The organism is Lipingzhangella rawalii (assembly GCF_031628175.1).
Lineage (GTDB): Bacteria > Actinomycetota > Actinomycetes > Streptosporangiales > Streptosporangiaceae > Lipingzhangella_A > Lipingzhangella_A rawalii.
In genome coordinates this window covers 1,033,375-1,045,838 of sequence record NZ_JAVLVT010000001.1, presented here as the reverse complement: position 1 = coordinate 1,045,838, position 12,464 = coordinate 1,033,375, and the positions used below count along the sequence as shown (strand labels likewise).

Genomic DNA, 12,464 nt, shown 5'->3' with positions numbered 1-12,464 from the left:
TTGGCCTCGTCGCTGTCGAACTCCCAGTGCCAGGGCTCGAAACCGTCCTGCGCCCAGTCGGGATGGTGCCAGCCAAAGTCTGGGCCGTGGTCCCGCATCCAGGCGTGTTCCGGGGACGACTCGTCCTCAACTCCGCCGCACAGGTCCACGGCGAGGCCCGCACCATGCACGCTGGTGCCCGGCGGTGCCGCCATGCCCTCCTCCAACTCATGGAACAAGCGAAGCTGTGTATCGAACGGGCGGTAGGAATCCGCGACACACATGGGCCGTCCAAACTCCGCGCGGAAGGCGCCGTCCAGGTCGATGAACGCTGCTGCTGCGTCGGCGCGTAGGCGTTCGCCACCCTGGGGCAGTGGGCACAGCACGGAGTCCGGAAGCTGTCCGTTCGGGTGGGCTTCCGCGTCTCCTCCGGTGCATTCGGATCTCTCGTCCGGAACCACGGTTGTCTCGGGGGAGTCGGCTGCGGTATCGCTGCTGGTGGTTCCGTCTCCTTCCCGGGCCACCTCAAGGTCCGGGGTTGTTCGCGCGGGTGTGGCCCCGTCGCCCTCTGACGCGGAATCGGCCTGCTCCTGCGCCGTTTCCCGCTGGTGCTCCAGCGCTGCGTTCTGGTCGTCATCCCGGGCCTCCGCCAAGCGGTTCTCGATCTCGGTCCGTTCGGCCAGCAGGTCGCCCTTGATCTCCTCCTGCTCGGCTACGGCCGCAAGAGCGGCGTCCTTGGCCTCCTCGGCATCGTCGGCAGCAGCCCGTTGCTCCTCCTCCGCATCCCTGGCACGGTCGCGAACGGTGTCTGCGGCGACGCGCGAGGCGCGGGTTCGGTCTACGGTGGCCTCCTGGGCGTTCGAGAGCACCGTGAGGTGTGCGCTGCGAGCCAGGACGTCCTCGGGGCCTTCGGCATCCAGCCATGCCTGGGCCAGGTCCAACTCGGTTCCCTGGTAGGCCGAGATCGCGTACTGCACGGTCTCTGTGCGGGTGTCGTCGTACCGTGCGCGCGCCAGGGTCGAGGCGGTCTCGGCGCCCTCAAGCGACTCGGTGGCCTCGTCCAGGTGTTCCAGCTCTGTGACGTAGGCGCGGATCGCGTCGTCCGCAGTCTCCTGGAGGTCTTCCAGCTCTTCGGACACCTCGGCGAGTTCCACCTGGAGGCTGGCAAGCGAGTCGGTGTGATCCTCGCCTTCGGAAGAGGGCGATCCGGCCGACCGTGGGGTGATCGTTTCCGCAGGTGTAGTCGTTGCGGCCATCGCTCCTGGTGGAGCTACGAGCACGATCGTCAACGTCACTACCGCAGCGCGGAGGGGGCGTGTCTGTCCCGGACCACAGCGCTCTGTCATGCCTACCTCCCTCGGCTCGGGGTGAACCGTCTGCCTAGGGGGGCGTGTCCACACTGCCACCGCTGGCCATGCCGTGCCCGGAAGCCGGCAGGCGTGTTCAAAAAGTTATGTGTGGACTGTGTGGGCGGAAACGGAGCAAAATGGTAGGAACGTGCGTACGGAGAAGCTGATCTTGGCTGTCCGGCGTCTGGACACGGGTGGGAGAATCCGTGAATGATCCAGACTTGAGTGGAATCGACAACTCGGTGCTGTCTGGCCGGGTTGGTACGCTATCGGTCGTATCGGTGCAGGTTCACTCCCCGTGTTCCGGCGGAGCTCACGACCGTCGAGCACCTGCGTACAGCCCCCGCCGGCCTGTGGGCGCCCCGAAACGGTAGGCGCCCGGTGTGGTTGGTGGTCCCATCCAGTGGCGTCGGCGATGTGGGCGTGGCGTGTGAGGACGCGTCCGCCACCCGGAGCGGTGACAGGAAGGTTGCGAGGGTCAGTGCTGGCACGAGGCGCGAAGAAGCGAGCCGAGTCGGCTGCCCAGGCCGAGAGGTCCGGCCAGGGAGGTGGCGCGTCCCGGAACCCGGGCGACGCCGAGGCGCGGCAGGGACCGGGTCGATGGGCCCTGTCGAGCTGGCGAGTACGCACCCGCCTGGTCGCGCTGATCGTCATTCCGACCGTGATCGCGGTAGCCCTGGGCGGTCTTCGGATCAACGAGAGTTTCGCGGACTGGCGTACACACGAACGGATCGAGGAGACCGCCACCTTGGGGATGGCAGTCTCGCAGCTGGCCTACGAGCTCGGGCACGAACGGCTACTGACCGCCGCCTATCTCGCCGACTCGAGCCGCGACCGGGGGGACGAGCGCGCGGAGCAGATGGAGGTCGTCGACGAGACCGCCCAGGTGGTGTTCTCCCTCGCGGACGATCTCGAGGATCCCGGAAGTGATCTCGCTCGCAGCAAGCTCGAGAACGCGCTCGACGGAATCGAGGAGCAGAACCTTACGCAGCTTCGCGATGAGGCGACATCGCTGACGGTGCAGTCCGCCGTCACGCGGTACCGCCAGGTCATCACCCCGCTGCTCAGCTTTATCGAGGAGATTGCCGAAGGAACCGACCAGCCGCAGCTCAGTGAGAGTGTCCGTACGTTCAGCGCCACCACCAAGGCCCAGGAGCACCTCTCCTACGAGTCGGCCCTTATGCTCAACGCGTTGCTGACCGGAGACCTGTCTGGGGCGAGTCAGGACGCCATTGCGAGCGCCCGCAGCAGCCACGACAACGAGATCCAGAACTTCATGTCCACGGCCACGGTGGACGAGCGCATGCACTTCGTGGAACTCTTCAGCGGTTCCGAGATCAGCGAGATGGGGACCACTCGACTGCGAGCGATGATGCGGGCCCGGACCGAGCAGTCCCTGGGTGAGCTGAGTACCCAGGAGTCCGCGGACCGTTACCAGGAATCCGCGGAGGCCTCCAACGCCTTGCTGCACAGTGTTGCCGCGTCCGGGAGCCACATGAACGAGGTTCTGGGTGTCGACCGCGATGTCCACGAGGCGGTGGCCGAGCGCGGCTCGGCGGCCCAGGGTTCCTTTGGCAGCTGGGTCGCGGAGGAGGCGGCCGCGTTGCGGGATGACGCCCGGCAGTCGGCCATACTCGAGTCGAGCGCCATCGCGTTCGTCGTCCTCCTGGTTTTCGGTATCACCCTGGTCGTTGCCCGGTCGATGGTGCGGCCCCTGCGTCGCCTGCGGGAGAGCGCCCTGCGGGTTGCCGAACAGGACCTGCCGGACGCCATTCAGCACATGCGCGAAACCGAGGGCGGACGAGCGACACCGCAGATCGCCCCGACTCCCGTGCACTCCAGCGACGAGATCGGTGAGGTTGCCCGGTCCTTCGACGAGGTGCACACTGTCGCCCTGCGTCTCGCCTCTGACGAAGCCTCGCTGCGCAGTAACGTCAACGCGATGTTCGTGAACCTGTCCCGGAGAAGCCAGACCCTGGTGGAGCGCCAACTCCGGCTGATCGAAGGGCTGGAGCAGAGCGAGCAGGACTCTGACCGCCTGGGCGACCTTTTCCAGCTGGATCACCTCGCCACCCGGATGCGGCGAAACAACGAGAACCTGCTGGTGCTCTCGGGGCAGGAGAACACCCGCAAGTGGTCTCAGCCCGTGCCGCTGGTGGACTTGCTGCGCGGCGCCATTTCCGAGGTCGAGCACTACGAACGTGTCAATGTGCGTGCTCCTTCGCACATCCAGGTGCTGGGCCGCCCCACCAATGACCTCATCCACCTGGTGGCGGAGCTGGTGGAGAACGCCACCAGTTTCTCTCCGCATGACGCGCCGGTCCTCGTGACCGCGCAGGCGCTGGACTCTGGCGACGTACGGCTTGAGGTAACCGATTCGGGAATCGGTATGCCCCCCGAGGAGCTGGAGGCCATCAACGAACGCCTCGCGCAGCCACCGGTGATCGACGTTTCCGTGTCCCGGCGAATGGGGCTGTTCGTGGTGGGACGTCTCGCGGCCCGGCACGGTATTCACGTGCGGCTGAGCCAGGCCCAGGGGGGCGGGATCACCGCGATGGCCGTGTTGCCCGCAGATCTCCTGATCAGTCCGGACAGGGCCGGTCCCGACCGAGGGGCCGGGATCGGGCGCAGCCCTGTCCCCGACACCTATGCTGAGGCCACGGCCGCTTTCGCCGCGACACCGGCTCCTCCCGAACCCAGCTCGGACTGGCAGGCCCCCGAACCGGAACGTGGGGTCTGGGAGCAGCGCGACAAGCCCAACGGGCTTCCCCAGCGCCCGTCCAGCCCGGGGGCGGCAGGAGCCGCTCGGGAGGAACGTCCGCAGGAGGAGCACCCGCCCAGCGGACAGGATCTGTGGACACGCCCCAGCGCCCCCGAGGACCAGGTGCAGTCGGCTGCGGGGGCTGAGGACCCGTCGGCGGTGTGGCAGCAGCCCCAACAGCCCCAGCAGCCGCAGCAGTGGCCTGCGGAGCACGAGGCGGGCTCGGGGGCTGGTTCTGGTGCGCCGCAGCAGCCGCAGCAGTGGCAGGGGCCGGTTTCTGGGGAGTCCTCTGGGGCGCGGGGTTCGGTGTTCCAGCCGTCGGATTCGGGTCAGCACCGTCCGGGTGAGCAGGTGCAGTCGGCTGCGGGGGCTGAGGACCCGTCGGCGGTGTGGCAGCAGCCCCAACAGCCCCAGCAGCCGCAGCAGTGGCCTGCGGAGCACGAGGCGGGCTCGGGGCCTGGTTCTGGTGCGCCGCAGCAGCCGCAGCAGTGGCAGGGGCCGGTTTCTGGGGAGTCCTCTGGGGCGCGGGGTTCGGTGTTCCAGCCGTCGGATTCGGGTCAGCACCGTCCGGGTGAGCAGGTGCAGTCGGCTGCGGGGGCTGAGGATTCGTCGGCGGTGTGGCAGCAGCCCCAACAGCCCCAGCGGCCGCAGCAGCCCACAGAGTGGCCGACCGGTGCCCAGCCATCGGCGTACCAGCCCACCGAGGATGCGACGCCACCAGGACGGCCAGCAGACCCGCCCCCGCCTGCCGCGACGACTCCGCCAGGGACCGGAGACCATACCGGGCGTCCCGCGGAGCAGGGGCACAGTTCGGGGGAGCCCTCCGCAGCGTCCTGGAACCGTCCTCCGGAACAGCCCAACGAGCCGTTGCGCCGAGCACGGATCGGTTCCCAGTTCGAGGTGCGTGAGGGATACGGTTCCACTGCCCATCTGTCCTCGCGGAATCCGGGCAGCAGCAGTGCGAGTCACAACACGGTGCTGCCACAGACGCCGGACGCTGGCGGACAGCCTCCCCAGCTGCCGATCTACGACGCGATCGAGTCCAACTGGTTCCGTCGGCGTACCGTGCGACCCGCCACCGCCCCGGAGACCGGACCGATGCAGGCCATGCAGCCGGAGCCGGAGCAGCAGCCACAACCACCCCGACCGGGGGGACATCCCGGTGCCAGCGATCAGCAGCCGCAGGCTGCGCCCCAAGCCGAAGTGCCCGATCCGCAGGGGAACGGTGCGGCGGCAGCCGGCGCTGAGCCGCCCGCGGAGGAGACCTGGCACTCACAGGCGGACGCTGGCTGGCAGGCCGCCGAAGTCGTGAACCAGCCATCGGCGAGTGGTATCACACACGCCGGCCTACCGAAGCGGGTGCCCAAGGCGAATCTCGTTCCGGGTGCTGCTCCGGATCCGGCGACCCAACAGCAGCTACCCTCCCGTTCTGCCGAGCAGGTGCGCAGCAGGCTCGCGGGTCTGCAACGAGGGGTTCGGCAGGGACGGCAGGATTCCGCCGGGGGAGACCGGCAACAGGAGTAAGGCGAGGTCGGGCACCGGCCGGGACCCGGAGGAGGAAAGATCGTACAGTCCATATGATCAGTAGAGGACGACGTTGGTAGCCACAAGTGATGATCCCCCGGCAGTGGCTAGACCATCCACCGCTCGGGGTTGACAGGAGAGACACGAGCAGATGAGTCAACCGGTGAATGAGCTCAACTGGCTGATCACTGATTTCGCGAATCGCGTGCCGGACGTCGCGCATGCGATCGTGGTTTCGTCAGACGGGCTTCCATTGGCGGCGTCGTCAGGATTTCCAGCCGACCGGGCCGATCAGCTGGCGGCGATCGCCTCTGGTCTTTCGAGCCTCACCCAAGGCGCCTCCCGGGTGTTCGAAGGTGGTGCTGTCACCCAGACCGTGGTTGAGATGGAGCAGGGGCTACTGCTACTGATGTCCGTCAGCGACGGTTCGGTGCTGGCGGTGCTCGCCGCGGCGGAGTGTGACCTTGGGCTTGTTGCCTACGAGATGACCCTGCTTGTGGACCGTGCGGGGCGGGCCCTGACGCCGGCGGTGCGCAGCACCGGTTCCCGCTAGTCGCCACCGACAGGAGGAGAAGGTGGTCCCCACAGATCCCGGTAGTCCATCCTGGTTCGGCCAGCAACCGCCCTCGCCCAGTAGCGAGTCGCATGGCGGTGCACAGGCCGGTCCTCGTTCGACTCCACCAACCACAGCCCGTCCCGGTCCACAGCCGGCGGCCGACACCGCGTCAAGCTCCCTGGTGCGGCCCTACGCCGTGACTCGCGGCCGAACCAAGCCCCGAGCTGAGCTGCCGCTGGAGGCACTGATCTCGACCACGGCCGCTGCCACCTCGGACCCGGGAGGGTTGACTCCGGAGTGTCAGTCCATCAGTGACCTGTGCCGCGAGTGGCGCTCCGTTGCGGAGATTTCCGCGTTGTTGCACATTCCACTCGGAGTGGCGCGGGTGCTGGTGGCAGACATGGCAGATCAGGGACTGGTCCAGGTCCGGACATCGGTCGAAGGCGACAGCCGCCCCAATGTCAACCTGCTGGAAAGGGTGCTCAGTGGACTTCGCAAGCTCTAGCCCGACCGGCGGCGATGGCAACGCAGCGGCGGCAGCGTCGGCGATGACGTCGGTGAAGATCATTGTCGCCGGCGGTTTCGGCGTGGGTAAGACGACCTTCGTCGGTTCGGTTTCGGAGATCGTCCCACTGACGACCGAGGCCGTCATGACCAGTGCCAGTGTGGGCGTGGATGACCTGGCTAAGACGCCGGATAAGCAGACCACGACCGTTGCGATGGACTTTGGCCGGGTCTCGCTTGACTCGGACCTGATCCTCTATCTGTTCGGAACCCCTGGCCAGCACCGGTTCTGGTTCATGTGGGACGATTTGGTCAAGGGCGCGATCGGCGCCGTCGTTCTCGTGGACACTCGCCGTTTGGCCGACTGCTTTCCCGCAATCGACTACTTCGAGGAGGCCCGCCTCCCGTTCATCGTCGCAATCAACGGCTTCGACGGCTACTATCCGCACATGGCCGGGGAGGTGCGGGAAGCGCTGACCTTGAGCGACCACATTCCCATCGTTCAGTGCGACGCGCGGGACCGCCAGTCCACGAAGGCCACGCTCATCCAGTTGGTGGAGCACGCGATCAGCGTTGGCGATCCCGGTGGACAACCTCAGCAGACGACCGCGACCGGCGGGCAGGCCAGTTGGGGGTAGATCCTGGTGGGGCGTCTGTACCGGTCGCCCGCCGTGCTCCGGTGCGTTGGTGCCGGAGCACGGCGGTGGCCGTTCAGCTGGGTAGCCCCAGCTCCCGCGCGATGAGCATTCGCTGCACCTCGGACGTCCCCTCCCCGATCTCCAAGATCTTGGCGTCCCGGTAGAAGCGGCCTACGGGATACTCGTTCATAAAGCCATACCCGCCGAAGATCTGTGTCGCGTCCCGAGCGTTGTCCATGGCCGCGTTGGAGGCCACCAGTTTGGCGATCGCGGCCTCCTGCTTGAACGGGAGTCCGGCCCGCATCCGCGCGGCCGCGTCGTAGTAGGCGAGGCGGGCGGTGTGGGTTCGCGCCTGCATGTCGGCGATCTTGAACTGGATACCCTGGTATCCGCCGATCTGGCGTCCGAAGGTTTCCCGCTCCGTCGCGTAGCGGAGACTTTCGTCGATGCAGCCCTGCGCGAGTCCGACGGACAGGGCTGCGATCGCGATACGTCCCTCATCCAGGATGCGGAGGAACTGGGCATATCCCCGCCCACGTTCCCCCACGAGGTTTTCGGCCGGGACACGGCAGTCGTCCAGGACGAGTTCGTTGGTGTCCGAGGCGCACCAGCCGACCTTCGAATATCGTTGTCCGATGCGAAGTCCCGGGGTTGTTGTGGGAATCAGGATCGTGGAGATTTCCACACCCCCCTCGGGGGGCCTGTCGGTTACCGCCGTGACGGTGGCGAGGGCCGTGATGTCGGTGCCGGAGTTCGTGATGAAGGACTTGGTTCCGTTGACGATCCAGGTGTCGTCGTCGCGTCGTGCAGTCGTGCGAGTTCCCCCGGCATCGGAGCCCGCACCTGGTTCGGTGAGGCCGAACGCGCCCAGACGCTGTCCCGAGCACAGCTGGGGCAGCCAGGTGGCGCGCTGTTCCTCGCTGCCGAAGCGGTAGATGGGCATGGCACCCAGGGAGACCCCGGCTTCCAGGGTGATCGCAACGGAGGAGTCCACGCGCGCCAGTTCTTCCAGGGCCAGGCACAGTGCCGTATAGTCGCCGCCCATGCCGCCGTACTCCTCCGGGAACGGCAGCCCGAACAACCCCATCTGTCCCATTTTGGCGACGATGTCATAGGGGAATGCCTCGCGTTCGTAGTAGTCGGCGATGACAGGGGCGACCTCGGCGCGCGCAAACTCCTCGACGCTGCGGCGCAGTTCTTCCAGTTCGGAGGTCAGATGTGGGTTGTTCACGGCGTGTGCTCCTCGTGGGATGACGTGGATCGTTCCGGATCCGGGTTTTGGGGATCCGGGGTGATGACCGCCAGGACCGCGTCCATGGCGACCGTGGTGCCGGGGTGGGCACTCAGTTGGGTGAGGACCCCGCTGACCGGAGCCGTGATGGTGTGTTCCATCTTCATGGCTTCCACGACCATGAGGGCGCTTCCGGCTTCGACGTGGCTGTTCGGGGGCACGGCCACGGACAGCACGGTTCCGGGCATGGGGCTGCGAACCGTGCCGTCCGCGACGGTTTCGTTTACGCGAAGCGAGGGGAGGCGCCGCGCTTCCCGTAGGCGCCAGGTGGCCCCGTCGCGGCCGAGCCAGATCTCCCCGTCGGATTCGGCATGCTGGTACCGCACTGAGGATTCCTCGAAAGTGAGTCGAAGTTCGGTTCCCGCAGCACAACGGTCCACCATCACCCTGCCGAGGCGTGTGTCTGCCACGGTCGCGTCAAAAGCTCGGCCAGCAGGTGCGGTGTCGTCGGGACGCAGATGCACGGGAACGGGGGCACTGTCGGTGGTTCCTTGGAACCGCCAGGTGGTCTCTGCCCGCTCTCCGAGTCGCCAGCCGTCCGGGAGGGCGAAGCGGTTACCGGACGGGGACTCCCGGTGCAGGGAGAGCTGACGCCCGATCGCGGCGGCCACGTAGCACTCCAGCGGAGGATGGACGGCAGTGGAGGGCAGTACGTCTGCGCGCACCTGTTCCGTCAGCTCGGTACTCAGATGAGCGGATCGGACCTCCGGGTGTCGGAGTAGGCGGCGCAGGAAATCCACATTGGTGCCACATCCGAGCAGGGTGTAGGCAGACAGCGCCCGATCCATCCGCGCCAGGGCGGCCGGGCGGTTTTCTGCTTTCGTGACCAGTTTCGCAAGCATCGGGTCGTAGGACGTCGTGACGGTCTCGCCGACGGAGATTCCCGAGTCGACCCGGACACCGGGCAGGTCCGGTTCGTGGAGGAGGAGGACCGGGCCGCCGGTGGGGAGGAAGTCATTGGCGGGGTCCTCCGCGTAGATGCGTGCCTCCACCGCGTGGCCATGCAGCACGATTCGCTCCTGGGAGAACGGCAGTGGCTCACCGGCGGCAACCCGGAGCTGAAGTTCGACCAGGTCCACCGGGCTGCCGTCCACGGTCACGACCGCCTCGGTGACCGGATGTTCCACCTGGAGGCGGGTGTTCATTTCCAGAAACGAGTACTCGAGCGGCTGTGCGGAAGCCTGGTCGGAGTAGGGATCGGGGCTGGCCACGATGAACTCCACGGTTCCCGCCCCCACGTAGTTGCAGGCACGTGCCGCCGCCACGGCCGCTGCTCCCATCTCGGCGCGCTGTTCCTCCGTGAGTAGGGGAGAGGGGGCTTCCTCGACGATTTTCTGGTGGCGTCGTTGTAGGCTGCACTCGCGTTCACCCAGGTGCACCACGTTGCCGTGACGGTCCGCGAGGACCTGGACCTCGATGTGGCGGGGCCGTTGGAGGAGGCGTTCCACCAGGAGGGTCGCGTCGCCAAAGGCCGCTTTGGCTTCGCGGCGCGCCGCTGCGGTTGCCGCGGCGAGGTCCTCGGCCGACTGGACTATCCGCATGCCCTTGCCACCACCGCCGGCAGAGGGCTTGATCAGCAGCGGGAAACCCACGTCGCTTGCGGCCGCGGCGAAGTCCCCGTCCGACATCGCCTGCCCGGAGGTCTCGGCGAATCCGGGTAGGAGGGGGACCCCCGCTTCGGCGACCGTTGCCTTCGCACTGATCTTGTCTCCCATCGCCTCGATGGCCTCCGGCGGTGGCCCCACGAACACCAGGCCGGCCTCGGCACAGGCGCGGGCGAAGGACGCGTTCTCGGACAGGAAGCCGTATCCGGGGTGGATCATTCCGGCGCCACTGCGCTGTGCGGCGGCGATGATTGCATCCGCATCGAGATAGCTGTCGGCCAGGCGCGCACCACCCACGCGGACCGCGTCGTCGGCGACAGTGACATGGGTGGAATCGGGGTCGCCGTCGCTGTAGATCGCGACCGACCGCATTCCGAGCCGGCGCAGCGTTCGTACGATCCGCACTGCGATCTCGCCGCGGTTCGCGATCAGGACGGTGTTGTCGTCGTTGTCGTCGCGGTTCGGGCCTGTCTCAACGGTCATTCTCGTTATCCCTACTCTCGTGCTGCCCTGACTCACATCCGGAACACGCCGTAACCCGGAGAGTCGAGCGGAGCGTGTCGTGCCGCAGCGAGCCCCAGGGCAAGCACGGTGCGGGTGTCCACGGGGTCGATAACTCCGTCATCCCACAGGCGGGCTGTGGAGTAGTAGGGGTTGCCCTGCCGTTCATACTGCTCACGGATAGGTGCCTTGAACTCCTCCTCCGCCTGGGGGGACCATTCGTGCCCGGAGGCGTCCAGCTGGTCTCTACGGACCGTCGCCAGGACGGATGCTGCCTGTTCCCCACCCATGACCGAGATGCGGGCGTTGGGCCACATCCACAGAAAGCGGGGCGAGTAGGCACGGCCACACATGCTGTAGTTGCCCGCGCCGAACGAGCCACCAATCACGATCGTGAACTTCGCGACCCGGGCACACGCGACCGCGGTGACCATCTTCGCTCCGTGCTTGGCGATCCCGCCCGCCTCGTAGTCCCGACCCACCATGAACCCGGATATGTTCTGGAGGAACACCAGAGGGGTTTCCCGCCGGTCACAGAGCTGGATGAAGTGGGCTCCCTTCAGTGCCGACTCGGCAAAGAGGATTCCGTTGTTGGCGACGATGCCCACCGGATGCCCGTCGATGTGAGCGAACCCGGTCACCAGCGTGGTTCCGTATTCGGCCTTGAACTCGATGAACGCACTTTCGTCCACGACGCGGCGGATTACCTCCCGCACGTCGTAGGGGGTGCGGGTGTCGGTGGGGATGAGTCCGTAGAGTTCCTCCGGGTCCGCCGCGGGCGGGGCGGACGGGCGCACCTCCCAGGCCGGGGGTGCGGGTGGTGCCAGCGTGTCCACGATCTCGCGGACCGTCGACAGCGCGTGTGGGTCGTCGTCGGCCAGATGGTCGGTAACCCCAGACACCCGAGCGTGGACCTCGCCACCTCCGAGCTCCTCCGCGGTGACTTCTTCTCCCGTGGCGGCTTTGACCAGTGGCGGCCCGCCCAGGAAGATGGTGCCCTGGTCCCGGACGATGACGGCTTCGTCGCTCATCGCCGGAACGTAGGCACCACCGGCGGTGCACGAGCCCAGGACCGCTGCCAGCTGCGGGATTCCCAGCTGGGACATGGTTGCCTGGTTATAGAAGATCCGTCCGAAGTGTTCCCGGTCCGGAAACACGTCGTCCTGCATGGGCAGGTAGGCCCCACCGGAGTCGACGAGATACACACACGGCAACCGGTTGTGCAGTGCGACCTCCTGGGCGCGCAGGTGCTTCTTGACCGTCATCGGGTAGTAGCTGCCACCTTTGACCGTGGCGTCGTTGGCGACGATGACGACCTCGCGTCCCCGGACACGTCCCACCCCGGTAATGATCCCGGCAGCAGGCGCCTCGAAGTCGGACGAGCCGTACATGCCGAAGGCTGCCAGTGGCGACAGTTCCAGAAAGGGGGAACCGGGGTCCAGAACCGCGTTCACCCGTTCCCGGGGCAGCAGCTTGCCGCGCTCGGTGTGCCGAATCCGAGACTTCTCCGGCCCTCCCAGTGCTGCTGTGGCCAGACGCTCCCGGAGTTCTCTGGCCAAAGCGCGGTTGGTGGCATCGTTGGCCGCGAACGTGGAGCTTTCGGGGTCGACTCCCGGCGCGGGTCCGCTGCTCATTGGGCCTCCGAAGGACGGTTGTGCGGCATGGCTGTTAGTGGTCGCTAACATAGGGGATGTTAGTGATCACTAACATCGGTGTCCAGAGTGTGGGACATCCGGATCGCGGTGGAACCGCAGGAG

Annotated in this window: 8 protein-coding genes; 4 read left to right on the top strand and 4 right to left on the bottom strand. The window is 67.0% G+C overall.

Annotation, left to right across the window (positions count from 1 at the left end):
- Positions 1-1,235, bottom strand: a 1,235-nt coding sequence (locus RIF23_RS04630; RefSeq protein ID WP_310911047.1) for a D-alanyl-D-alanine carboxypeptidase family protein, incomplete at its 3' end; no start/stop codon positions are given.
- A gap of 574 nt (positions 1,236-1,809) precedes the next feature.
- Here RIF23_RS04630 and RIF23_RS04625 point away from each other — a divergent pair.
- From RIF23_RS04625 to RIF23_RS04610, 4 genes are all read left to right on the top strand, one after another.
- Entirely contained in the window at positions 1,810-5,613 is a 3,804-nt protein-coding gene (locus tag RIF23_RS04625) for a sensor histidine kinase (RefSeq protein ID WP_310911046.1), read from the top strand.
- A gap of 151 nt (positions 5,614-5,764) precedes the next feature.
- Positions 5,765-6,166 (top strand): roadblock/LC7 domain-containing protein, encoded by a 402-nt coding sequence (locus RIF23_RS04620; RefSeq protein ID WP_310911045.1) that lies wholly within the window; start codon positions 5,765-5,767, stop codon positions 6,164-6,166.
- A gap of 22 nt (positions 6,167-6,188) precedes the next feature.
- The gene (locus RIF23_RS04615; RefSeq protein ID WP_310911044.1) at positions 6,189-6,674 is read left to right on the top strand and encodes a DUF742 domain-containing protein; all 486 of its coding nucleotides are present in this window, start codon (positions 6,189-6,191) and stop codon (positions 6,672-6,674) included.
- A gap of 43 nt (positions 6,675-6,717) precedes the next feature.
- Entirely contained in the window at positions 6,718-7,311 is a 594-nt protein-coding gene (locus RIF23_RS04610) for a GTP-binding protein (RefSeq protein ID WP_310911262.1), read from the top strand.
- Between the two features lie 73 nt (positions 7,312-7,384).
- Here the strand turns inward: RIF23_RS04610 and RIF23_RS04605 are convergent, their stop codons facing one another.
- From RIF23_RS04605 to RIF23_RS04595, 3 genes are read right to left on the bottom strand one after another with little or no spacing between them, the layout of a single operon-like run.
- Positions 7,385-8,542 (bottom strand): acyl-CoA dehydrogenase family protein, encoded by a 1,158-nt coding sequence (locus RIF23_RS04605; protein WP_310911043.1) that lies wholly within the window; start codon positions 8,540-8,542, stop codon positions 7,385-7,387.
- Positions 8,539-10,689, bottom strand: a complete 2,151-nt coding sequence (locus RIF23_RS04600; RefSeq protein WP_310911042.1) for an acetyl/propionyl/methylcrotonyl-CoA carboxylase subunit alpha — start codon at positions 10,687-10,689, stop codon at positions 8,539-8,541. The genes RIF23_RS04605 and RIF23_RS04600 overlap by 4 nt, the downstream gene beginning before the upstream one ends.
- Positions 10,690-10,721: 32 nt before the next feature.
- Positions 10,722-12,341 carry a carboxyl transferase domain-containing protein gene (locus RIF23_RS04595; protein ID WP_310911041.1) on the bottom strand — a complete coding sequence of 540 codons (1,620 nt, stop codon included), beginning with the start codon at positions 12,339-12,341 and terminating at the stop codon, positions 10,722-10,724.
- Positions 12,342-12,464: the final 123 nt, after the last annotated feature.